Source organism: Pseudoxanthomonas sp. PXM02, from assembly GCF_014851805.1.
In the GTDB taxonomy this organism is placed as follows: domain Bacteria; phylum Pseudomonadota; class Gammaproteobacteria; order Xanthomonadales; family Xanthomonadaceae; genus Pseudoxanthomonas_A.
Genome location: NZ_JACVAK010000001.1, coordinates 884,413 through 906,905, shown reverse-complemented (window position 1 = coordinate 906,905; position 22,493 = coordinate 884,413). Strand labels below are relative to the sequence as shown.

Sequence of the window (22,493 nt, the reverse complement as noted above, 5' to 3'; positions counted from 1 at the left end):
GCTGGCATACCGGTGTCGGCCGGGCTTGTACCGCCGTGCGGTGCCCCTGAGATCATCACGCGAAGACGCCGGCACGAGGCCGGCGTCGGTTTCGCGGTTGAGCGGGAAGGCTCAGCGGTTGTCGATGCTCCAGCCACCGGCACCGCGTGCGGCTAGGGTGATGAAGCCGCCGGCAATGGCGATGTTCTTCAGGAACATGATCTGCTGGATCTGGTCGCCCAGATTGTTGTGGAACAGCACGGCACTGGCGATCGAGAACACCGCCAGCAGGCTGGCGACGACGCGGGTCTTGAAGCCGGCGACGATGGCCAGGCCGCCCAGCACTTCCAGGGCGATGACCAGCGGCAACAGCGCGCCGGGGACGCCGACGGATTCCATGTAGCCGGCGGTGCCGGCGTAGGCGGCCAGCTTGCCGAGGCCGGAGATGACGAACAGCGACGCCAGCAGGGTGCGGCCGGCCAGATCGGCGGCGCCACGCAGGGCGGGAATGCGGGTAGTGCTCGGGGTAACAGTCACGGTGGACATCGGGTGCTCCAGGGAAGGTGGTGGTGGGTGCAGCGGGTACGGAGCGCAGGTTAGGCCGTCGCAACCTATCCCGGAAGCCTATATATTTCGATGAAATCCATCGTCTGGAGCGATATATGCTCGACGCCTTCACCCTCGACCAGCTGCGCACCTTCATCGCTGCCGCCGAGCAGGGCAGCTTCTCCGCCGCGGGGCGCAGGCTGCGACGCGCGCAGTCGGTGGTCAGCCAGACCCTCGCCAACCTGGAAGCGCAGCTGGGCGTGGCGCTGTTCGACCGCAGTGCACGCTATCCGCAACTGACCGACGCCGGCCGCGCGCTGCTGGTCGAGGCACGTGCGGTGGCCGAGCACATGGATACGTTCAAGGCCCGCGCGCGCAGCGTCGCCGAAGGGCTGGAGCCGGAACTGTCGGTGGTGGTGGACGTGATGTTCCCGATGCAGGCGCTGACGCGTGCGGCCGCGCACAGCGGCACCGCATTCCCGCACACGCCGCTGCGGCTGTACGTCGAGGTGCTGGGCGGCGTGGTCCGTCCGGTGCTGGATGGCACGTGCAGGATCGGCGTGGTGGGGTCGCTGCCGGATCTTCCGGACGAACTCGAGACGGAACCCTTGCAGGCGGTGCCCTTCGTCACCGTCGTCGCGCCCTCGCATGCGATGGCGAATGTACGCGGCACCGTGCCGACGAAGACGCTGGTCAAGCACGTGCAGCTGGTGCTGACCGATCGCACGCCACTGACCGCAGGCCGCGACTTCGCGGTGCAGTCGCCGCTGACCTGGCGGCTGGCGGACCTGGGCGCGAAGCATGCGTTCCTGCGCGCGGGCCTGGGTTGGGGACATATGCCGTTGCACATCGTGCAAGACGATCTCGCCAGCGGTCGCCTCAAGCGGCTGCGCATCGCCGACGCCGATCCGCGTTACGCGCAGATGCCGATGCGCGCGGTGTACCGCAAGGACACGCCGCCCGGTCCGGCCGGCCGCGCCTTCCTCGCGCAGCTGCGCGAGGGAGCGACGTAGTCGTTGGCGTATTCATGCGCGTGAAGCAACGACGACATCGCTGAAGGCATTCGCCGCGGTGTCAACGCATCGACGTGCGGCGCGTTGGAACCTCTGTCGTTCCCACGGAGCTTCCCATGATCCGACGCGAAGCCGTCAGCGCTGCCAACCGGTTCGGACTCGGCGCGCGTCCCGGCACGCTGGGTCGCATCGACGATCCGCGCGACTGGTTGCACGCACAGTTGGCCGTTGCCCCGGTGGCGTCCCCCGCGGCGTTGCCCTCCAGCGCCGACTACCTGCAGGCGGAATACGACTATCAGCGTGATCGGCGCGAGGCGCGCCAGGCCGGCACCTCCGGCAACGCGGCGATGGGATTCCGTGAACGCTTCGGTCGACAGCAGCAAGCGGAGCTGGGCTGGCGCTATCGCCAGGCCGTGGTGACCGAACAGGATTTCGTCGAACGGCTGGTGCGGTTCTGGTCGAACCACTTCGCCGTCTCCGTCGACAAGCGCACCGCCACGCTCTACGCCGCCCCGATGGAGCGCGAAGCCATCCGTCCGCATGCCACCGGCAACTTCGCCGACCTGCTGCTGGCGGTGGAACAGCATCCGGCGATGCTGCGCTACCTCGACAACGTGCGCTCGGTCGGCGAGCAGTCGCGGCTGGCCGAGCGGCAGCGCCGCCGTGCGCAGGGCGGCGCCGTGCAGCGTACCGGTCTCAACGAGAATCTCGCGCGCGAGATCCTGGAGCTGCACACCCTCGGCGTCGATGGCGGCTACACGCAGGATGACGTGCGTGAGCTCGCACGTGCCATCACCGGCTGGAGTGTGCCGGCAGCCCGCGAACGGGAAGCCGCTGGCGTTGGTACGGCGTTCAAGTTCCGGCCCAATGCGCACGAAGCCGGCCCGCGCGCGGTGCTGGGCCGTCGCTACGCGGCCAATGGCGAAGCACAAGGGCGCGCGATACTGCGCGACCTGGCCATGCATCCCGCGACGGCACGGCACGTCTGCGGCAAACTGGCACGCCACTTCATCAGCGATACGCCACCGCCTGCGGTCATCGAACGCATGGCAACGGTATGGCAGCGGAGTGGCGGTGCGCTGCGGCTGGTGTACACGGCGCTGATCGACAGCGATGAGGCCTGGTCGGCCGACGCGCGCAAGCTGAAGACGCCGGACGACTTCGTCGTCTCGACCCTGCGCAGCACCGGCACGGCGACCGTGGCACAACCACGCGCGCTGGCCGGGTTGCTCGGGCGCCTCGGACAACCTCCGTTTGCGCCGCGCTCGCCGGAAGGCTTCGCCGATGGCACGGCCGACTGGAGCGGCGCCGATGCGGTGTGGAAGCGCATCCAGGCCGCGCAGTCGCTGGCGGAGACCGCGGCGACCGAAGACCCCGATCCGCTGCGCACCGCAGCGAACGTGTTCGGCGATGCGCTCGATGCCGACACGCTGACCGCCGTGCGCCGTGCGGAGTCACCGCGCGAAGGGATGGCCTTGCTGTTCGCCAGTCCCGCGTTCCAATGGAGGACCTGATCATGTCGCTGACCCGACGCCATTTCCTTGCCGCCGGCGCGGCCGCCACCACGCTCAGCCTGTGGTCGCGTTTCGCGCAAGCGAACGAAGGCCGCGATACGCGCCTGCTGGTCGTGCTGCTGCGTGGCGGGCTGGATGGCCTGCATGCCGTCATTCCGACCGGCGACCCGCAACATGCCGCGTTGCGCGGTCGCCTGACGGTCGCCGAGGCGCAACGACTGGATGCGGACTTCGCGTTGCATCCGGCGCTCGCCTTCAGTCATGAGCTGTATGCACGGCGCGAATGGCTGCCGGTGCTGGCGGTGGCGCCGCCCTACCGGCAGCGCTCGCACTTCGAGGCGCAGGACAATCTGGAGAGCGGTGCGGCGGCTACCGGCGGCGCGTCGGATGGCTGGCTCAACCGGTGCGTGGCCGCGCTGCCGGCATCCCGCGCATTGTCGGTGAGCACGGTAATGCCGCTGATCCTGCGCGGTCCCGCCGAGGCGACGACGTGGTCGCCGCCGTTGCCGGATGACGTCAACCCGATCCTGCTGCAACGCCTGCAGACGCTGTACGCCGCCGATGCCCGGCTGGCGCATCCGTTCCAGCAGGCGATGGCCGCGCAAGGCATGCAGGCCAACGGCAATGTCGCGCGGCTGCCGCAGGCGATGGCTGCGGCGGCAAGCTTCATGAAGGCAGACGATGGGCCGCGGGTGGGCTTCGTCGAGAACACCGGCTGGGACACGCATGCGCAGCAGGGGCCGGTGCTGGCGCGCAAGCTGGCCGAACTCGACCAGGGCCTCAGGCAGTTCCATGACGGGATCGGCGAAGCCTGGTCACGCACCGTGGTCGTCGTCGTCACCGAGTTCGGTCGCACGGCGGCGGTGAATGGTACCGGTGGCACCGATCACGGCACCGGTACGCTGGCGATGCTGGCAGGTGGCGCGGTCGCCGGCGGCCGCATCGCTGGCGACTGGCCGGGTCTGTCGCCGTCACAGCTCAACGACGGTCGCGACCTGCGTGCGACGACCGACCTGCGCAGCGTGTTCAAGGGCGTGGTCGGCGATCACCTGGGAATCCCGCGCACCACGCTCGAATCGCGCGTGTTTCCCGACAGCGGTGGTGCAGCAGGAATGAGGGATCTGCTACGAGGCTGAGCGTCAGCCCGTAGCGTTGCGCAATTCGCCGCGCGCAAGCGTGGTGGCTTCGTCGACTTCCATCGGGCGACCGAAGAAGTAGCCCTGCATCTCGTCGCAGCCCATCTGCTGCAGCGCGTGCATCTGTTCGGACGTTTCCACACCCTCGGCGATCGTGCGCATGCCCATTTCATGCGCCAGCACGAGGATGGTGCGCGCGATGGCGCGGTCGGTACTCTCGGCGGCGATGCCGTCGACGAAGCTGCGGTCGATCTTGATGATGTCCAGCGGCAACCGCTGCAGGTACGACATGCTGGAATAGCCGGTGCCGAAGTCGTCCAGCGCCAGTCGCACGCCGAGTGCGTGCAGGGTCTGCAGCATTTGCTGCGCGGCGCCCATGTCTTCCACCAGTACGCTTTCGGTGAGTTCCAGCGTCAGCGCGTCGGCCGGCAGCTCGTGCCGTTGCAGGCATTCGGCGATCCAGGGCGCGAGCGTGGGTTGTCCCAACTGGCTGGGCGACAGGTTCACCGCCATACCCAGCGTGCGCAGCCCCATGCCGCGCCAGCGCGCCAGTTGCTGGCAGGCCTGTTCCAGCACGAAGTGGCCGATGTCTTCCATCAGTCCCGCGCTCTCGGCCAGCGGGATGAAGACCGACGGCGGCACCTCGCCCCAGACCGGGTGCCGCCAGCGCGCCAGCGCCTCGAAGCCGGTGAGCTGCGACGTGTCGCCGGCCACCACCGGCTGGTAGGCGAGCCGCAGCTGGCCGCGCACGACCGCCTCGCGCAGCGCGGTGACGCGGCTCAGGCGATCGTTGGCTTCCTGCTGTGTACTCGCCGACGGCAGGCGGACCTGGTTGCGGCCGGCACGCTTGGCCAGGTGGCGCGCGTCGTCGGCGCTGCGCAGCAACGTCTGCAGATCTGCGCCATGTTCGGGCGAATGCGCCAGGCCGATGCTAGCGGTCACGGTGAACGACGGATGCGTGGAATACAGCGCGATCGGCTGGCCCGCCGCGCGGCGGATGTCTTCGGCCAGCCGCGTGAGCTGGTCGATGTCGATGTCGGTGAAGTGGGCGAGGAAGCCCTCGCCGCCGTACCGGTACACGCTGCCCTTGCCGTCGCAGGCGGCGAGGATGCGCTGGCCCATGCGCCGCAGCACTTCGTCACCGCCGTCGTGTCCGAACGAATCGTTGACCATGCCGAAGCCGTCCAGGTCGACGATCGCCAGGCCATGACCGGCGGTCGACGGAGCCGCGATCTTCTCGGTGATCAGGTTGGACTGCGCCGAGAAGCGTGGCAGTCCGGTCGCACTGTCCATCGCGGCGGCATCATTGAGCCGGCGTTGCGCATCCAGGCGGCGCTCGGTTTCCAGCAGCAGCGAGCGCGCGGTTTCCGCGGCTTCCGACGAACGCCGCCGCGAGATGTCGAGCAGGAACAGCACGAAGGCGATCAACAGGCCGCTGCTGAGGCCGCCGACCACCAGTGCCCGTGGCAGCGTGAACGAGGTCAGCGCGGGCGGCGCCCACAGTTCCAGTTGCACGTCATGACCGGGCAGCGCGACGCGTTCGATCGACAGCGGAGCGCCCTGCGGTTCGCCCTGTTCCACCGGCGGCATGCCCTCGGCGGTGGCGCGCACCGGGCGGTCCGACAAGACCGCCTTGCTCAGCGTGCGCACGAAGTCGTCCAGTGCGATGAAGCCTTGCGTGCGCCGTCCGGCCGTGTCGACCGTGAGCCACCAGCCACCCGGCACCGGTTGCAGCAGGCCCGCATCCGCCACCGGTAAGGGCGGCGAAGGCGCGACCGGTGCGTCGAAGCCGGGTGACACCCAGCGGAACTCGTGGCCTTCACCGACGCTGCGTACCACGCGGAATCCCGCGAAGGCGCCGACCATGTCCTCGACGTAGTTGTCGAACAGGTTCTCGGCGGCTTCGGGCGTGGCGGCGGTCAGCGACGCGGACAGCTGGCGCAACGCGGCGCGGCGCAGTTCGATGCCGCGCACGAAGGTCGGCGCCGTGCTGGCGGTCTGCGTCTTCATCACGTTGCGCGCCATCGCATCGCGATCGCCGGACGCGGCTCCCCAGTACAATCCGCCCAGCATCAGCGCCGCCGCCATCGGCAGCACGCCGAACATGCGCTCGCGCAGCGAGTTCTCGCCGGCGACCGCCAGCGACAGGCCCAGTGCCACCAGTTGTGCCGACGCGGTCAGCGAGATTTGGTAGATCGACAGGCCTTCGCGGTGATAGGGCAGCTGGATCAGCAGCCCGAGCGTCGCCATGCCGGCGACCGAGGCCATGGCGATTCCGAGGCCGCGAGTGATGCCCCACCGCACGCTCTCCCACCGCTGCAGCGCCTGCGGCAGCATGGCCACCGCCACCCATGCGGTCAGCACGCCGTAGTCGGTGTAGCCGCCGATCAGCGGCGTCGTGGGGCGTGGCAGCCACCCCCACCGGTGCAGCAGGGCGTTGACCGGGGTGGTCACGCCGCCCAGCGTCTGCAACAGCGTGAACAGCAACGGCACGGTGACCAGGGCCAGGACGATCCAGGCCGCACGCTCCTGCTCGCGCTGGCGCAGCAGCAAGGCCAGCGCGACCAGCGCGACGCTCAGCGTCGAGATCGGCCGCATGGGCGGAAAGTCGACGCCCATCCTGCCGACCAGGCTGCCGGGGACATGCCATCCGACCAGCGCGATCAGCGCGAACGCGAGCACGAAGGCGACCAGTTCGGTGCTCGTATCCAGCATGCGACCATCGCGAAGCGACGGCGTGTATACCAGCAGGAACATCGCCAGCGCCGACAGCGACAGCGACCAGCCGATCTCGGCGCCGGCGCCGCCGGCCTGCAAGGCACCCAGTACCGGTTGCACGGCGAGCAGCAGCGCTGCTGCGGCGAAGACGCGCATGACGAATTCCGGCCAGAACCCGCGCCAGACGCGCGCCCAGGCGATGGCTGTCGCCGCCGCGAGGACCAGGCAGGTGCCCAGCGTATGGAACTGCCACAGATGCAGCAGGAGCAGCGCGCTCAGCAGCCCCGCCACGGCCAGGCGGACCGGGCGCTCGGTACTGCGCCAGGTCGCGATGGCCACCAGCACGCCGACCACCGGCACGCCGTCATCGAGGAAGTGGCCGCTGCCGGCATCCACCAGGGTGAACACGGCGGCCAACAGCCACGCGAACGCCGCTGCAAAGCGCTGCGCCCACTGGACGGGCCGCCAAAGGTCCTGGTGTATTGCCAATGCATTCCCCTGCGGAGCCGACGCTCCGTGGCACTGTGATACCCAAATCACCGACAGGCCGCAAGCGCGGCGAATTCCGTTCAGGGAGCGCGACGATGTGCGCTGGCGATAAACGCGCCGGACAGGACGAAATGCGTGTAGTGCAGGAACTCGTCCCCACCTTCAATGGGCGAAGCATGCGCTACGCGTGCGCGTGATGCGCGTCAATTTTCCGTCGATGCGGCGGGTGTAATGCAGGTAGCCGGGCGCGTGCAACTGAACACGCATGCCATGCAGGATCACGGTAGGTAATGTCCGTGACGTCCACGGGCCGCGTGAAGCGCGCGCGATATCCGCGTGGCAGCGTGGACCCATGGCGCCGGGCGCCAACGCACCGGGCAGGCGCAAGGCTGCGCTAGAGTGGCGGCATCGTTCTGACGAGGGTGCGTCATGCCGATCGAACTGAAGATGCTGGCCTGGTCCGTCGCCCTGGGCCTGGCGCATGTGCTGCTGGGCGCGGCGCTCACCACCCACCAGCGTGGACTGAAGTGGAACGTCGGTGCGCGCGATGCCGTGCTGCCTCCGTTGACAGGTGCCGCGGCGCGCGTCGATCGCGCGCTGCGCAACTTCCTCGAGACCTTCCCATTCTTCGCCGCCGCGGTGCTGGCGGTCGTCGTGCTGGAACGCGGCAACGCCGACACCGCGCTGGGTGCGCAGTGCTATTTCTGGGCGCGACTGGTCTACGTACCGCTGTACGCCGTCGGCGTGCCCTACCTGCGCACGGTGGTGTGGGCGGTTTCGTTGTGGGGGCTGCTGCAGGTCCTGTGGGCGCTGCTGTGAGCCTGCGGGCCGCGGGTTCATCGCAGGGCAGGGCTGGAACGGCCGATTGACACTAGACTAGGGACACCCCCATTCAGGCCCGCGTGCATGCACGCGGGCGTAGTGCGACCGACCGGATGCTGTTGCGTATCTCCCCGCTGATGCCCCTCCTGCTGCTGGCCACGCTGCTGCTGGCGGCGTGCCGCATGGATTCGCAGGACGTGGCCCCCGACGCACTGGCGCAGGCGCCGGCCGAGCCGCCGAAGGACACCCCCGCCCAGCAGGCCGAACGCGGTGACGGTGCGGTCTCCACTGGTCCCGTGGCGACCGAGGCGCGCAAGCCCGCCGAGGCGATGCCCACCGAATGGCCGACGGCGAAAGTGACGTCGGGCGTCGCCCACGTCAGTTGCCAGGCCGAGTACAACACCGACGAGGGCGATGGCGCCCCGCTGGAGTCGCTTGCGTTCTTCAGCGTGGTCGATGCGCTGTCGCCGTGCCAGAAGGGGGGCGTGCTGCGCCTGCGCTACCAGGGCAAGATCGCCGCCGACTTCACCGACCTCGTCTCGCGCGTGGCGGACATCGCCGGCCGCATGGGCATCCACAAGCGCATCCTCGACCTCGACTCCGCCGGCGGCCAGGTCGAGGACGCGATCAAGGCCGGCGACGTCATCGGCGCCGGCGGCTGGACCATCTGGGTGCGTGAGGGTTCGGTGTGCCACAGCGCCTGCGTGTTCGTGCTGGGCGCCGGCGACAACCGCATGATCTCCGGCAAGGTCGGCGTGCACCGCATCATCCGCATGAGTTCCACCGCCACCACGCGCGCCGAGCTCAACGAGGAACTGCGTGGCGTCTACGACCGGGTCAAGGATTACCTGTCGCGCAACGGCGTGGCCGTCGCGGTGGCCGACCTGATGATGACCGTGCCCAACCGCCGCCTGCGCCTGCTCAGCAAGGAAGAACTGCAGGAATACGGCCTGGATGGCACCAACGCCGCGCAGGACGACCTGGACCGCCTGCAGCTGATGCGCCGCTGCGGCGACGACTTCGTGATGCGCCGTGATGCCTTCATGCGCAGCTTCGACAGCACCTGCAAGAAGGCGGGCGCAGGACTGGACGACATGCAGGCCTGTGGCCTGGAGCTGCGCACGCAGTTCGGGTTCCCGGACGACAAGTGCCCGGCCGACAGCCCGCTGTCGGAGTTCGACCGCATGGCCGACAGCGACGATGCGCCGGTCGTGTTGCCCGAAACGGCGGGCACGGCCGATTGAGTCCGCGCGCCGGGAGCGGCGTTGTCCGCCTCCGCAGAGCCGGGGCGTGCCTTCAACGAGACTCGATGTGTGAGGAGAGAGGCTTTCGCTCGCTCTCGTGCGCGCTGGTGTGAATCGAGGGGCGCGGCGGGCGGCGAGAAGAAGCGACGTCTTCTACGCGTCGCTGATCAGGATTTCGACGTCCTCGATCCGCACCGTCTGGCCGGCGCGGATCTTCGCGGTCTTGCGCAGCTCCTGCACCCCGTCCACCGTCACCGCGCCGCTGGCGACGATGGCCTTGCCCTGGCCGCCGCTGTCAGCGATGCCGACCAGTTTCAAGAGCTGGTTGAGTTCCACGTACTCGTGGCCGGGGTCCAGGTCGAAGTCGATGCGTTGCATGCGCGCAGTCTACGCGAGGGTCGTTCAGTCGGCCTCGAACCGCGCGACCTCGTCGATCTGCGCCTGCGCGCGCCGCAGGCTGCCGCCACTCACGCTGTCTTCCATCGCCTTGGCCAGGCGGGGGCGGGCAGGGTCGCGCGACCAGCGATGGAACCACGCCGTCGCCGCCAGCCCGACGGCGCCAACCCCCAGCCCGATCCAGACCACGCTCGGCGCACGGGCGTACAGGTCACCGCCGCCCAGCCCGGCCAGCACCATCAGCAGCGGCACCCACAGGAACCACCACGGCAACCCGGCCAGCATGCCGTTGACGATGTAGGTGCGGCGCAGGGTCGACAGCCGTTTCTGGATCTCGACGATGGGCTGCGCGTAGTCGATCTCGCGGATGCGCAGCAGCGTCTGGCCGGCCATCGCGAGGGTCGCGATGCCGTACAGCTGCACCACGATGCCGGCCACGATGGTCGTCCACGGCAGGCCGTCGGCGGACTGGCCGCCCTGGATCCACAGCAGCGCCGCCAGCAGGATGAAGGGGATGCCGAACAGCGTCTGCACCACCTGGCCCCAGAACAACGGGCGCAGGCTGGACAGCGCCTTCTGCTTGCGCTGCTCCAGCAGCACGTGGGTCTGCAGCGCTTCCTGCCGTTCCAAGCGACGCGACAGCGTCTGCCAGGCGAGTTTCAGGTCATCGGGTTCCATGGCTGTCGTTCCGTAAGGAGAAGTCATCGGGTCAGAGTTCCTGGCGCAGCCGCTGCTTCAGCCGGCTGATCTTGGTGGCGACGTTGGTTTCGCTCAGGCCGAGCACGTCGGCCATCTCGCGGTAGCTGCGGTCTTCCAGGTAGAGCAGCAGCAGCGCGCGGTCCAGCGGCGGCTGCGTCTGGATGAAGCGGTACAGCTGGTCCACCTGCTGGTGGCTTTCGTGGTCGTGCGGATTCGGATCGGCGAGGTCGTGATGGTCCTCGTGCCACGACTCCGGCTGAACGCCGCGGGTGCGGCCGCGCACATAAGAAATCGCTACGTTCAGGGCGATGCGGTACATCCAGGTGGAGAACGGGCGGCCCGTGTCGTAGCCGGGCCACGCGCGCCACAGCTGGGCGGCGATCTCCTGCATCAGGTCGTCGCGGTCGTCCGGGTGCCAGGCATAGGTACCGGCCACCTTGGCCAGGATGCCGCGGTGCTGCTGCAGCAGGGCCGGGAAGTCCTGCAAGGCGTCCGTGTCCGTCAGGGGGTTCATGATCGTGATCGTTTCCATCCCGGCATCCGGTGGATTGTGCGGTCTGGAAGGTGATTCGCCGGGGCGCGGGAAAAATCACGCCTGCCGGCCCCGAATCGTGCTGCAACGCGACAGGAGCGCCCCGAAGGCGCACAATATGCGGCTCGGCGTGCGGCTCCGCGACGCCACCGGAGTGCCCGCATGTCTACCGAATCCCCCTCGCCAGCCCCCCTCCTGTTCGCCGATCTCGGCCTGCCCGCGCCCGTCATGGCGGCGGTCACCGAGGTGGGTTACGAGAGCCCGTCGCCGATCCAGGCCGCCACCATCCCCGCCATGCTGGCCAAGCGCGACGTGCTGGGCACCGCGCAGACCGGCACCGGCAAGACCGCCGCGTTCGCGCTGCCGGTGCTGGCCAACATCAATCTGAATGCCGGCAGCCCGCAGGCGCTGGTGCTGGCGCCCACGCGCGAGCTGGCCATCCAGGTCGCCGAGGCGTTCCAGAAGTACGCCGCCAAGATTCCGGGCTTCCACGTGCTGCCGATCTACGGTGGCCAGAGCTACTACCCGCAGCTGCAGGCGCTGAAGCGCGGCGTGCATGTCGTGGTCGGTACGCCGGGCCGCGTCATCGACCATCTTGAACGCGGTTCGCTGGACCTGTCCGGCCTGACCACGCTGGTGCTGGACGAAGCCGACGAAATGCTGCGCATGGGCTTCATCGACGACGTCGAGACGGTGCTAAAGAAGACCCCGGAAACGCGCCAGGTCGCGCTGTTCTCCGCCACGATGCCGCCGGCCATCCGCCGCATCGCGCAGACGTACCTGAAGGACCCGGTCGAGGTGAACATCGCCTCGAAGACCACCACCTCGGCGAACATCCGCCAGCGCTACTGGTGGGTCAGCGGCATGCACAAGCTGGATGCGCTGACCCGCATCCTGGAAGTCGAACCGTTCGACGGCATGATCATCTTCGCCCGCACCAAGGCGGCGACCGAAGAACTGGCCGACAAGCTGCAGGCGCGTGGCCTGGCCGCGGCGGCGATCAACGGCGACATGCAGCAGGCGGCGCGCGAGAAGACCATCCAGCAGCTCAAGGACGGCAAGCTCGACATCCTGGTCGCCACCGACGTGGCCGCGCGCGGCCTCGACGTGGAGCGCATCAGCCACGTGCTGAACTACGACATCCCGTACGACACCGAGAGCTACGTGCACCGCATCGGCCGTACCGGCCGTGCCGGTCGTGCGGGCGACGCGATCCTGTTCGTCACCCCGCGCGAGAAGGGCATGCTGCGCGCGATCGAGCGCGCCACGCGCCAGCCCATCGAAGAAATGCAGCTGCCCAGCGTGGAAGCGGTGAACGACCGCCGCGTGGAGAGATTCCTCGCCCGCATCACCGACACGCTGGCGTCGGGCAAGGCCGGCGAGTTCCGCGCGCTGATAGAGCGCTACGAGCGCGAGCAGAACGTGCCGGCGGTGGACATCGCCGCCGCGCTGGCGCAACTGGTGCAGGGCGACACGCCGCTGCTGCTCTCGCAGGAACGCACGCCGCGCGAACAGCGTCCGGTGCGCAGCGAGACCTACGGCAACGCGCCGCGCCGTGAGCGCGACGACCGTCCGCGCCGCGACGATGCGCAGGGCGAGCGCCCGGCACGCAGCTTCGACAAGCCCGAGCGTTCGCGCATCGAGCGCCCCGACACCGACCGCCCGCGCGCGGACAAGCCGCCGCGCGGCGACAAGCCGGAGGTCGGCATGGAGACGTTCCGCATCGAAGTGGGTCATGCGCATGGCGTGAAGCCGGCCAACATCGTCGGCGCGATCGCCAACGAGGCGGGGCTGGAGAGCCGTTACATCGGCCGCATCGACATCCAGCACGACCACACCACGCTCGACCTGCCGGAGGGCATGCCGCGCGAGGTGCTGATGCACCTGAAGAAGGTCTGGGTATCCGGCCAGCAACTCCGCATCCACAAGCTGGGCGAGGAGGGCGGGGCAGGCGCCGCGCCGCCGCGCCGCTTCGGCGGGCCGGGGGCGGGCAAGGGCAAGCCGCGTGGCGACCGGCCGTTCGGTGTGGGCAAGCCGGGGGCGAAGCCGCATCGCAAGGGGCCGCCGCGCGAGTGACGACATCCGGCGCGAAAGCGCCGGGAGGCAGGGTGGAACCGGTGCGGAAGCACCGGGGTGGCACGGAAGTTGCATTTCGTAGACGCAAGCCAGCGCACCGGAAGTCGGGAAGCGGCGACGTACCGGAGTGTTTGTGAAGGGGAACAGGGGGCGAATCGGCGGGATCGCGGGGTGGCTGCTGCTGCTCGTCGCCCTGTCGTGCCCGACGCTCGCCGCCCCACAGCCGGGTCGCGACTATCTGGTCACGGGCGCCCCCACGTCCGAACAGGCCCCCCAGCGTCACTGCACGCCCGCGATGCTGGCCGCACTGACCGAACGGGTCGAGATTCCCGCGCCGCCGGGTGGCTGGTCGGGTGCGCCGCAGGCGATCAACGTCTTCAACATCTTCGCTGGCGAGGTGCGCGTGCATCACGGCGACCGCGAGATCTGCGGGCGCATGCACGACGCGCGCACCCGCGATTCGCGCTTCCGTGCCGGTGTGGGCATGGTGGTGGTGCCGCCGGCGGGCAACCACGAGCCGATCCAGGTGGCCTGGGAAAAGCCGCTCAAGCCCGGCTGGATCCCGACGGTGCGCATCGGCGCACCCAGCCCGGTGCAGCAGTTCGACACCGCGCGCCTGCTGGTGCGCACGGCATGCGTGGCGATCGCCATCGCCTTGGCCTTCATGGCGCTGATGGGCTTCCTGAGCACGCGCGACCGCGTGTTCCTCGGTTACACCCTGCTGTGCGCGCTGAGCGTGCTCGGGCAGTCGGTGCTCAGCGGATTGAGCGGCTATCCCGAACCGTGGCTGCCGGTGGACGGCCAGGAAACCCGCTGGCTGGTGGCGTTCTCGTGCCTGGGCTTGCCGATCCTGCTGTACGTGATGTGGCTGCTGGTGGGCGGTGCGCGCTTCTGGCCGACCACCCAGCGCTGGCTGCCTTGGTTCACCGCCTGCCTGTGTGCGCTTGGCGTGGCGACGGTCTGGCTTCCCACCGCCGGCCTGTCCCGCCTGGCGACCGCGATGGATACCGGCTTCGTGATGGGCTGTGTGGTGGTGTTCGCGGTCGGACTGGCCTCGCTGCCTCGCCACCGCGCCGATGCGACCGCCGCGATCGCGGCCGTGCTGCCGTTCCTGGCGATGGCGGGGATGGACCTGGCCGACAACGGCATGCTGATCCAGTACCGGGTGGAAGCCATCCAGCTGTCGATCACCTGGTTCCTCACCGTCAGCGCGTACGTGCTGAACCTGCGCCTGGGCCAGTTGCGCCGCCAACGCGACGAGATGCGCGCGCTGGCCGATACCGACGAGCTGACCGGTCTGCCGAACCGCCGTGCCGGCCTGAAGCGGCTGGAACAGCACATGCGCGATGCGCGCGCCGGCGAAGACACGCTGGCGGTGGGCTTCCTGGACATCGACCTGTTCAAGCGCATCAACGACGTGCACGGGCACGAAGCCGGCGACCGCGTGCTGGTGACGGTCGCTTCGACGCTGACGGCAGCCGTGCGCGACCCGGCCGACGTGATCCGCATGGGCGGCGAGGAATTCCTGGTGCTGCTGCCGGGGATCGGTGGCGCGAGCGCACGTGCTCGCCTGGAGGCCATGCGCAACCAGGTGAGTGCCGCCGGTGCCGGCCTGGGCTTCGACGGCCTGGTGGTCACCGCCAGCATCGGCCTGGCCACGCTGGCGCCGGAAGACACCGACGCCGCCTCGCTGCTGCGCCGGGCGGACGGCGCGATGTACCGTGCCAAGCACGCCGGGCGCGACCGCGTGGTCGATGCCGAAGCCGCCTTCGACGGCAACAACTGACGCGGCACGACCATTGGTCGGCGGATCGCGTCTGCGACCTGAATGAACCCTCAAGCCGGACCGCGCCGGGCCGATGAACGACGGCGGGACGGGCGTGGACGCCTGCCTTCCGTATGGAACGACAGGAGTGGCATGTGGACAACGGGGTGACCAGCGCGTGGGGCGGACCCGGCCGTCAGGACGACGACCGCGGACTGCAACGGCTGCCCGTGCGGGTGGCCGCGCTGATCCTGCTGTCCGCGCTGGGTGCCCTGCTGACGGCTGCCGTCCTGGAAACCCAGGCGGGCGCCACCGCCTACATCATCGGCGAGAGCCACTGGTCGAAGGCGCACCAGCGCGCCGTGCTGTCCCTGTACCGCTACGCCGGCCATGCCCGCCAGGCCGACCTGGACGACGCGCGCCAGGCGTTGCGTGTGCCGCTCGGCGACCGCGCGGGACGCGAGGCGCTGGAGCGCGACCCGGTGGATCTCGAGGCCGCACGCGCGGGCTTCCTGCAAGGCAACAACGCCCCGGGCGATATCCATCGGCTGATCTGGATGTACCGCGCGCTGGGCAAGGCGCCTTACTTCCGCGACTCGGTGCGTCTGTGGCGGGAAGCCGAAGTGGAGATCGAACAACTGGTCGCGGTGGCCGATGCGCTCGAAGCGCATGTTGCGAAGGCGCCACTCGCCGACGCGGACGTGCTGGCGTACCAGCGCAGGCTGCTGGAGATCGATGCGCGCCTGCGGCCGAAGGAACTGGCGTTCTCGCGGTCGCTGGCCGATGGCGCGAATTTCATGCGGCGCGTGCTGCTCGCGCTGAGCGCGCTGGTGTTCGTGGCCCTGTGCGCCTACGCCCTGTATGTCATGCGCGGCACGTTGCGGCGCGTGCGCGAAACGGAGAGTGAGTTCCGCATGGCCTTCCACCAGTCGGTGGTGGGCATGCTGAAACTGGACCGCGAAGGCCGCTTCACCCAGGCCAACGAAGCGCTCGCGCAGATCCTCGACAGACCGCTGCAGGACCTGCGCGCGCTGCGCTTGGCGGACGTGCTGCACCCGGACGACCTGGCGCGCGACGCGGCCGGTGGCATCGACTGGAACCGCCTGCGCGAGCCCGGCGAGCGTCGCTTCGTGCGGCCGGGCGGCGAAGTGCGCTGGGTGCGCTGGACGGCATCCGTGGTGGATGCGCGCGCGGGTCGCGGCGAACGCGTGTTCGTGCTGGCCGAGGACGTTTCCGAAGCACACGAACTGGCCTGCGAGATCGCGCACCAGGCCAGCCATGACGAACTGACCGGGCTGATCAACCGGCGCGAGATCGCGCGCCGCCTGGGCTGCGCGCTGGGCCAGGCGCAGGGCCGGCACACGCTCTGCTACATCGACCTGGACCAGTTCAAGCTGGTCAACGACACCTGCGGGCACGAGGCCGGCGACCGCTTCCTCTGCCAGTTCGCCACCATCGTGTCGTCGCAACTTCGCCGCGGCGACTGGCTGGGCCGGCTGGGCGGCGACGAGTTCGCCATCCTGCTGCACGACACCACGCTGGAAGAAGCCGAGGCCGCGATGGCGCGCATCCACGCCGTGCTTGCCGATACGGGCTTCAGCTGGGCGGGCCGTACGTTCGGGATGAACTGCAGCATCGGCGTGGCCGAGATCAACGACGACGCGGTGGATGTCGACTGGCTGCTGCGTGCGGCGGACGCGGCCTGCTACGTGGCCAAGGAAGAGGGGCGCAACCGCATCCGCTGCTACCGCGATTCCGATCCCAGCCTGTCGAAGCGGCGGCACGAACTGGAGTGGGTGGCGCACACGCAGCTGGCCATCGCCGAGCAGCGCCTGCCGTTGTATGCGCAGCGCATCGTGGCGCTGGATGGCAGCGGCCGCCTGCAGTACGAGGTGCTGGTGCGCTTGCGCGACCGCGAGGGCCGGCTGCACGCACCGGGGGTGTTCCTGCCGGCGATGGAACGCTATGGACAGGGCATGGCGGTGGATACCTACGTGGTGGATGCGCTGTTCCGCCACTTCGTCCAGTACCCGGGCCACCTGGCGGGCCTGGAGCTGTGCCACGTGAACGTGTCCGCGCAGTCGATCGCAGAACCGGCCTTCCTCGACCACGTCACCGCGCTGCTGGATCGTCATCCGGCGGTCGCGCGCAGCCTGTGCTTCGAGATCACCGAAACCGCGGTGATCGCCAACCTGGACGACGCCTGCCGCTTCATCGAAGCCGTGCGCGCACGCGGCTGCCGGATCGCGCTGGACGATTTCGGCAGCGGCCTGTCGTCGTTCGGCTATCTCAAGCGGCTGGCGGTGGACATCCTGAAGATCGACGGCGCCTTCATCCGCGACCTGTCGCAGGGTGACGCCGACCTGGCGCTGGTGCGGTCGATGAGCCAGATGGGCCAGGCACTGGGCAAGGTCACCATCGCCGAATGGGTGGAGTGCGCGTCGGTCATGGCGCAACTGCGTGAGGTAGGCATCGGCTACGTACAGGGCTATGCGGTGCACGTCCCCTGTCCATTGTCCGACCTGACCGAAGCCTGGGCCGGCGGCGAGCCCGTGTACGCCGAACTGGCCCCGGTCGAGCCGGCGTGACGCGCACGCCGGGCGGCCGATCCCGGATAATGGCGGCATGACTATCCGCCTCAACAAACACATCGCCGAGACCGGCTTCTGTTCCCGCCGCGAGGCCGACCGCCTGATCGCCGAGCGCCGCGTGACCGTCAACGGCATCGCCGCCGGCATGGGCGCGGTGGTGGGCGAGGGCGACGAGGTGCGCGTCGACGGCCAGTCGATCAAGCAGCGCGCCGCCAAGGCCGGCAAGCGCAAGCACGTCTATATCGTGCTGAACAAACCGGTCGGCGTGACCTGCACCACCGAGTCGTCGGTGAAGGACAACATCGTCGACTTCATCGGCCACGAGCAGCGCATCTTCCCGATCGGCCGGCTGGACAAGGATTCGGAAGGGCTGATCCTGCTGACCAGCAATGGCGACATCGTCAACCAGATCCTGCGAGCGGAGAACCGCCACGAGAAGGAATACCTGGTCGCGGTGAACAAGCCGGTGACCGACGAGTTCCTGCGCGGCATGGGGCGCGGCGTGCGCGTGCACGGGCAGATGACGCTGCCGTGCAGGACCAGCCGGATCGCCAAGTTTGGCTTCCGCATCACCCTGACGCAGGGCCTCAACCGGCAGATCCGCCTGATGGCGGCGGCATTCGATTACCGCGTCACCCAGCTGCGGCGCGTGCGCATCGACAACGTCAAGCTGGGCGACCTGAAGGTCGGCCGCTGGCGCAACCTCACCGACCAGGAACTGCGCGGACTGCTGCCGCAGCAGGAGAGCTGGTGACGCGATAGCGTGAACTCCATCCCTGTGGCAGGGCTTCCCGTGCGCGCGGGTGCAGGCATACTTTTGCGGTCTCTTCACTCCCCTTGCCGGCATGAGTCGACCGCCCAAGCCCGACAACGAAGAAGCCCGTCTCGCCGCCCTGCGCAGCTTCGATATCCTCGACAGCGAACCCGAGCGCGCCTTCGACGACCTGGTCCGCATCGCCGCCGGCATCTGTGGCGTGCCGATGGCCGCGGTGACGCTGATTGACCGCGACCGCCAGTGGTTCAAGGCGCAGGTCGGCATGGAAAGTCCGGACCCCTCGCTCGAGACGTCGTTCTGCGCGCACACGGTGCTGGACCCCGCCGCTGCGACGGTGGTGTCCGACGCGACCCGTGACCACCGCTTCGCCGACAACCCGCTGGTGGCCACCGCCAACGGCATCCGCTTCTATGCCGGAGCGCCACTGGTGACGCAGGACGGCTTTGCGCTCGGCGCGTTGTGCGTGGTGGACGACCAACCGCATGAACTGGCGCCGTTCCAGTTGCAGGCGCTGGATGCGCTGTCGCGCCAGATCGTGCAGCTGCTCGAACTGCGCCGCGTGAGCAAGCAGTTGCGCCATCAGTTGCACGAACGCGCGTGGTACGAGCAGCAGATGCAGCTCTACCAGGACGAACTGGAGCAGCAGAACGCCGACCTGTCCGAGCAGACGAAGACCGATCCATTGACCGGGCTGCCCAACCGCCGCGCGTTCACTGCCGCGCTCGACGCCGCCATGCAGAAGGCCGCGCAGAGCGGCGATCCGCTCGCCATCGCGGTGCTGGACGTGGACCACTTCAAGACCGTCAACGACATCCACGGGCACGACGAAGGCGACCGCGTGCTGGTGGCGCTGGCCGACATGCTCAAGTCGCAGGCGGCCGGTCGCGGGCTGGCGGCGCGCCACGGCGGCGAGGAATTCGTCATCCTGATGCCGGGCGCCACGCTGGAGGAGGCCCGCCTGCAGTGCGAGTTCATGCGCCAGAGCGTGGGCCTGCTGCCGATGGGCCTGCCGGTGACCGTCAGCATCGGCGTGGCCGCGCGCCAGCGCGAGGACAGCGCGGAGGCGATGTTCAAACGTGCCGACCAGGCGCTGTACGACGCCAAGCGCAGCGGCCGCGACCGGGTGATCGCCGCGCGCTGAGTTGATCGCGATCAATGCGGGCCGCGACCGGCTGACGCATCGTCGTCGTGTCGGCGGCGCACCGTGCGCTGCCACGCAGGCGGAGCACGACGATGAAGATCCTGTTGGCCGTGGATGGAAGTGAAGTGGGTATGGCCGCGGTGCGGCACCTGGTCGAGTTCGGCAAGGCGCTGGCGGAAACGCCTTCCGTGACGCTGGTGTACGTCGATCCGCCGCTGCTGCGGTCGGTGGCGCTGGAACTGGGCAACGACGGCGTGGAGCGCTACCACGCCGAGAACGGCGCCTATGCCATGAAGAAGGCGCGCACGGCGCTCAAGCGCGCACAGCTGCCGTTCGTGGAGAAGGTGGTGGTGGGCGAGCCCGCGGAGAGCATCGTCAAGCAGGCGAAGGCGTCGAAGGCGGAGCTGATCGTCGTCGGCACGCACGGCCGCGGTGCGCTGAAGCAGCTGTTCGTCGGCTCCGTCGCGCTGAAGGTGATCGCACTGAGCCCGGTGCCGGTGCTGGTCGCGCGCTGAGCGGCTCCGGTCGACGACGTTCTCAGTCGACGATGTTCTTCGCCTCGGAGGTGCCCAGCACTTCCGGGTGCTGGATGCGCTTGGGGCGCTGTACCAGCGGATGCATGAACACCGCCGCCAGGATGATGCCCACGCCCAGGTAGAACTGCGGCGTCAGCTCGCGCTGTTCGCCGAGCAGCACGATCGCCAGCACGATGGCGTAGACCGGCTCCAGGTTGGTCACCAGTTGCACGCCGTAGGCACTCAGATGCTTCAGCGCGACCAGTGATAGCGCGAACGGCAGCAGCGTGCAGGCCAGCGACAGGACCACCAGCAGCGCACCATCCTTCCAGCCGGGCAGGACGAACAGGTCACCCGCGAAAGCGGGGAACAGTATCGGCATCAACGGCGCGAGCACGGTCAGCAGCAGGGTGCCCGCGCCCAGTTCCAGGCCGGTGATGGTCAGCGGTTCGCCATGGTCGATCAGGCGCTTGTTGAGCGGGCCGAACACCGCCACCAGCAGCGCGGAGAGGGCGCCGACCAGCACGCCCAGGCGCATGCCGTCCGGAATGCCGCCGACCACCAGCGCCACGCCGGGCAGCACCGCGACGCCGAACAGCAGCTCGCGCCACGAGAACGGCCGTCGCGTCAGCCACGGCTCGATCACCGAGGTGAAGGCCGGTGCCAGCGCGATGCAGGTCACCGCCACCGAGGCGTTGGACAGTTTGATGGCGCCGTAGAACGTCAGCCAGTGCAGCGCGACGATCACGCCGATGCCGCAATAGGCGAGGATCAGCCTGGGCGACATCGCGCGCAGGCCGCGCCAGACCCGCGGCAGGAAGGCGAGGGCGACCACCACGATCAGCATGCGCCACCACACCAGCGGCAGCGCGGACAGGCTGATCAGCTTGCCCAGGATCGGAGTGAAGCCCCACAGCAGCACGCACAGGTGGATCTGCAGCTGGGCCTTGGCGGTCGGTGTCATCGGCATGGCGCGCATTGTCGCCGAAGCGTTGCGGGGCTGGCGATGGGCGCGTGGGACTCGCCTGTAGGAGCGACGTAAGTCGCGACCGCGAACCGACCGTTACCAGGCAGGTATGGCAGTGCATGTGCTGCCGGCGATGGGGCTCCACGGTTCGGCAGGCGAACGGTCGCGACTTACGTCGCTCCTACAGGGAGCGGGGCAGAGGCTGGACGCGTGTGGTCCGCCATGCGATGGTCGCGCGCCATGGCTGTACCGACCTGCAGGATCACCGCATGAGCACCGGCGACGCACCGCTTCCGCCACAACGCCCCTTCGACCGGCGGGATGCGAAGACCCTGGGCCTGTCCGCGCTGGGCGGGGCGCTGGAGTTCTACGACTTCGTCGTGTTCGTGTTCTTCGCCAAGGCGCTGGGCGCGCTGTTCTTCCCGCCCGGCACCGAGCCCTGGCTGGCGCAGTTGCAGGTGTACGGCATCTTCGCCGCTGGCTACGTGGCGCGGCCGCTGGGTGGCATCGTGATGGCGCACTTCGGCGACCGGCTGGGGCGCAAGCGGATGTTTACGCTCAGCGTCTTCATGATGTCGGTGCCGACGCTGCTGATCGGCCTGCTACCCACCTATGCGCAGGTCGGTGTGCTGGCGCCGGTGCTGCTGCTGGTGATGCGGCTGGTGCAGGGCATCGCGGTGGGCGGCGAGGTGCCGGGGGCGTGGGTGTTCGTCGCCGAACACGTGCCGCGCAGCCGCGTCGGCATCGCCTGCGCCACGCTGACCGCGGGGCTGACGGCCGGCATCCTGATCGGTTCGCTGCTGGCGGCCTGGATCAACGCGAATTACACGCCGGCCGAGGTGCAGGAAGGTATCTGGCGGCTGCCGTTCGTGCTGGGCGGCGTGTTCGGGTTCATCGCGGTGTGGCTGCGGCGCTGGCTGGAGGAAACGCCGGTGTTCGTCGAGATGCGCGAACGCAAGCAGCTGGCGCGCCAGCTGCCGGTGAAGCAGGTGCTGGCCGTGCACCGGCCGGCGGTGGTGCTGTCGATGCTGGCCTCGTGGCAACTGACGGCGGCGATCGTGGTGATCGTGCTGCTGACGCCCACGCTGGTGCAGACGGGCTTCGGCATCGATGCCGCGACCGCGTTCCGCGGCAACAGCCTGGCGACGCTGGCGCTGGTGTTCGGCTGTCTCGCCGCGGGCTGGGCCGTGGACCGGATCGGCGTAGGTCGCGCGTTGCTGATCGGCTCGCTCGGCCTGGGCGTGTCGGCGTATGCGTTGTACGGCGCGCTCGTGGCCGGCCACCACGACCAGTTCGTCGCGTGGTACGCGCTGGCCGGCTTCTGCTGCGGCGTGACCGGCGTGACGCCGGCGCTGATGGTGGCGGCGTTTCCGCCGGAGGTGCGCTTCACCGGCCTGTCGTTCTCGTACAACGTGGCGTACGCCGTGTTCGGTGGATTGACCCCGCCGCTGATCGGCTGGCTGTCGCAGCGCGCGGGGGTGCTTGCGCCTGCGCACTACGTCGCGCTCACCTGCGCGGTCGGCGTGGCCGTGGCGGTGTACGTGCTGGTGAAGCGGCCACTGCGTTACTGAGCTG

Annotated in this window: 18 protein-coding genes; 12 read left to right on the top strand and 6 right to left on the bottom strand. The window is 69.2% G+C overall.

Annotation, left to right across the window (positions count from 1 at the left end; all coding sequences use genetic code 11):
• Positions 1–111 precede the first annotated feature (111 nt).
• The gene (locus IB225_RS04335; RefSeq protein WP_192310009.1) at positions 112–525 is read right to left on the bottom strand and encodes a DoxX family protein; all 414 of its coding nucleotides are present in this window, start codon (positions 523–525) and stop codon (positions 112–114) included.
• A gap of 116 nt (positions 526–641) precedes the next feature.
• On the opposite strand from IB225_RS04335, the gene IB225_RS04330 reads away from it, so the two are divergent.
• The 3 genes from IB225_RS04330 (at position 642) to IB225_RS04320 (ending at position 4,188) form a co-directional block, all read left to right on the top strand.
• Positions 642–1,538 carry a LysR family transcriptional regulator gene (locus IB225_RS04330; protein WP_192310008.1) on the top strand — a complete coding sequence of 299 codons (897 nt, stop codon included), beginning with the start codon at positions 642–644 and terminating at the stop codon, positions 1,536–1,538.
• A 116-nt stretch (positions 1,539–1,654) separates the two neighbouring features.
• Positions 1,655–3,052, top strand: coding sequence for a DUF1800 domain-containing protein (locus IB225_RS04325; RefSeq protein WP_192310007.1), 1,398 nt, complete (start codon positions 1,655–1,657; stop codon positions 3,050–3,052).
• A gap of 2 nt (positions 3,053–3,054) precedes the next feature.
• Positions 3,055–4,188, top strand: a complete 1,134-nt coding sequence (locus IB225_RS04320) for a DUF1501 domain-containing protein (protein WP_192310006.1) — start codon at positions 3,055–3,057, stop codon at positions 4,186–4,188.
• Between the two features lie 3 nt (positions 4,189–4,191).
• Here the strand turns inward: IB225_RS04320 and IB225_RS04315 are convergent, their stop codons facing one another.
• The gene (locus tag IB225_RS04315) at positions 4,192–7,395 is read right to left on the bottom strand and encodes a bifunctional diguanylate cyclase/phosphodiesterase (RefSeq protein ID WP_192310005.1); all 3,204 of its coding nucleotides are present in this window, start codon (positions 7,393–7,395) and stop codon (positions 4,192–4,194) included.
• Between the two features lie 429 nt (positions 7,396–7,824).
• Between IB225_RS04315 and IB225_RS04310 the strand changes: the two genes are divergently transcribed.
• Together IB225_RS04310 and IB225_RS04305 are read left to right on the top strand one after the other, a co-directional pair.
• Positions 7,825–8,214 (top strand): MAPEG family protein, encoded by a 390-nt coding sequence (locus tag IB225_RS04310; RefSeq protein WP_192310004.1) that lies wholly within the window; start codon positions 7,825–7,827, stop codon positions 8,212–8,214.
• A gap of 140 nt (positions 8,215–8,354) precedes the next feature.
• Complete coding sequence (locus IB225_RS04305) at positions 8,355–9,461, top strand: hypothetical protein (protein ID WP_192310003.1); 1,107 nt, start codon at positions 8,355–8,357, stop codon at positions 9,459–9,461.
• Positions 9,462–9,614: 153 nt separating this feature from the next.
• Here the strand turns inward: IB225_RS04305 and IB225_RS04300 are convergent, their stop codons facing one another.
• From IB225_RS04300 to IB225_RS04290, 3 genes are read right to left on the bottom strand one after another with little or no spacing between them, the layout of a single operon-like run.
• Positions 9,615–9,839 carry an RNA-binding S4 domain-containing protein gene (locus IB225_RS04300; protein WP_192310002.1) on the bottom strand — a complete coding sequence of 75 codons (225 nt, stop codon included), beginning with the start codon at positions 9,837–9,839 and terminating at the stop codon, positions 9,615–9,617.
• Positions 9,840–9,863: 24 nt separating this feature from the next.
• Positions 9,864–10,535: a serine/threonine protein kinase gene (locus IB225_RS04295; protein ID WP_192310001.1), complete on the bottom strand. Its 672-nt coding sequence runs from the start codon at positions 10,533–10,535 to the stop codon at positions 9,864–9,866.
• 31 nt (positions 10,536–10,566) lie between these two features.
• Positions 10,567–11,070 carry a sigma-70 family RNA polymerase sigma factor gene (locus tag IB225_RS04290; RefSeq protein ID WP_192310000.1) on the bottom strand — a complete coding sequence of 168 codons (504 nt, stop codon included), beginning with the start codon at positions 11,068–11,070 and terminating at the stop codon, positions 10,567–10,569.
• A gap of 180 nt (positions 11,071–11,250) precedes the next feature.
• Here IB225_RS04290 and IB225_RS04285 point away from each other — a divergent pair, with 180 nt between their 5' ends.
• The 6 genes from IB225_RS04285 (at position 11,251) to IB225_RS04260 (ending at position 19,951) form a co-directional block, all read left to right on the top strand.
• Complete coding sequence (locus IB225_RS04285; protein ID WP_192309999.1) at positions 11,251–13,164, top strand: DEAD/DEAH box helicase; 1,914 nt, start codon at positions 11,251–11,253, stop codon at positions 13,162–13,164.
• A 133-nt stretch (positions 13,165–13,297) separates the two neighbouring features.
• A complete protein-coding gene (locus IB225_RS04280; RefSeq protein ID WP_345776568.1) occupies positions 13,298–14,950 on the top strand; it encodes a diguanylate cyclase in 1,653 nt (550 codons plus the stop codon).
• Positions 14,951–15,084: 134 nt separating this feature from the next.
• A complete protein-coding gene (locus tag IB225_RS04275) occupies positions 15,085–17,517 on the top strand; it encodes an EAL domain-containing protein (RefSeq protein WP_192309998.1) in 2,433 nt (810 codons plus the stop codon).
• A gap of 37 nt (positions 17,518–17,554) precedes the next feature.
• Positions 17,555–18,274, top strand: coding sequence for a pseudouridine synthase (locus IB225_RS04270; protein WP_192309997.1), 720 nt, complete (start codon positions 17,555–17,557; stop codon positions 18,272–18,274).
• 91 nt (positions 18,275–18,365) lie between these two features.
• Entirely contained in the window at positions 18,366–19,436 is a 1,071-nt protein-coding gene (locus IB225_RS04265) for a sensor domain-containing diguanylate cyclase (protein WP_192309996.1), read from the top strand.
• 92 nt (positions 19,437–19,528) lie between these two features.
• Positions 19,529–19,951, top strand: coding sequence for a universal stress protein (locus IB225_RS04260; protein WP_192309995.1), 423 nt, complete (start codon positions 19,529–19,531; stop codon positions 19,949–19,951).
• 22 nt (positions 19,952–19,973) lie between these two features.
• On the opposite strand, the gene IB225_RS04255 is transcribed toward IB225_RS04260, so the two are convergent.
• Complete coding sequence (locus tag IB225_RS04255) at positions 19,974–20,921, bottom strand: DMT family transporter (RefSeq protein ID WP_192309994.1); 948 nt, start codon at positions 20,919–20,921, stop codon at positions 19,974–19,976.
• A gap of 266 nt (positions 20,922–21,187) precedes the next feature.
• Here IB225_RS04255 and IB225_RS04250 point away from each other — a divergent pair, with 266 nt between their 5' ends.
• On the top strand, positions 21,188–22,489 hold the full coding sequence (locus IB225_RS04250) for an MFS transporter (RefSeq protein ID WP_192309993.1): 1,302 nt from the start codon (positions 21,188–21,190) through the stop codon (positions 22,487–22,489).
• Positions 22,490–22,493 lie beyond the last annotated feature (4 nt).

Excerpts from the sequence above, each read along its gene's own strand:
- IB225_RS04265 (WP_192309996.1), top strand. The coding sequence starts at position 18,366 with ATGAGTCGACCGCCCAAGCCCGACAACGAAGAAGCCCGTCTCGCCGCC.
- IB225_RS04310 (WP_192310004.1), top strand. The coding sequence starts at position 7,825 with ATGCCGATCGAACTGAAGATGCTGGCCTGGTCCGTCGCCCTGGGCCTG.
- IB225_RS04320 (WP_192310006.1), top strand. The coding sequence starts at position 3,055 with ATGTCGCTGACCCGACGCCATTTCCTTGCCGCCGGCGCGGCCGCCACC.
- IB225_RS04335 (WP_192310009.1), bottom strand. The coding sequence starts at position 525 with ATGTCCACCGTGACTGTTACCCCGAGCACTACCCGCATTCCCGCCCTG.
- IB225_RS04285 (WP_192309999.1), top strand. The coding sequence starts at position 11,251 with ATGTCTACCGAATCCCCCTCGCCAGCCCCCCTCCTGTTCGCCGATCTC.
- IB225_RS04290 (WP_192310000.1), bottom strand. The coding sequence starts at position 11,070 with ATGAACCCCCTGACGGACACGGACGCCTTGCAGGACTTCCCGGCCCTG.
- IB225_RS04255 (WP_192309994.1), bottom strand. The coding sequence starts at position 20,921 with ATGCCGATGACACCGACCGCCAAGGCCCAGCTGCAGATCCACCTGTGC.
- IB225_RS04305 (WP_192310003.1), top strand. The coding sequence starts at position 8,355 with ATGCCCCTCCTGCTGCTGGCCACGCTGCTGCTGGCGGCGTGCCGCATG.
- IB225_RS04270 (WP_192309997.1), top strand. The coding sequence starts at position 17,555 with ATGACTATCCGCCTCAACAAACACATCGCCGAGACCGGCTTCTGTTCC.
- IB225_RS04295 (WP_192310001.1), bottom strand. The coding sequence starts at position 10,535 with ATGGAACCCGATGACCTGAAACTCGCCTGGCAGACGCTGTCGCGTCGC.
- IB225_RS04330 (WP_192310008.1), top strand. The coding sequence starts at position 642 with ATGCTCGACGCCTTCACCCTCGACCAGCTGCGCACCTTCATCGCTGCC.
- IB225_RS04260 (WP_192309995.1), top strand. The coding sequence starts at position 19,529 with ATGAAGATCCTGTTGGCCGTGGATGGAAGTGAAGTGGGTATGGCCGCG.
- IB225_RS04250 (WP_192309993.1), top strand. The coding sequence starts at position 21,188 with ATGAGCACCGGCGACGCACCGCTTCCGCCACAACGCCCCTTCGACCGG.
- IB225_RS04325 (WP_192310007.1), top strand. The coding sequence starts at position 1,655 with ATGATCCGACGCGAAGCCGTCAGCGCTGCCAACCGGTTCGGACTCGGC.
- IB225_RS04300 (WP_192310002.1), bottom strand. The coding sequence starts at position 9,839 with ATGCAACGCATCGACTTCGACCTGGACCCCGGCCACGAGTACGTGGAA.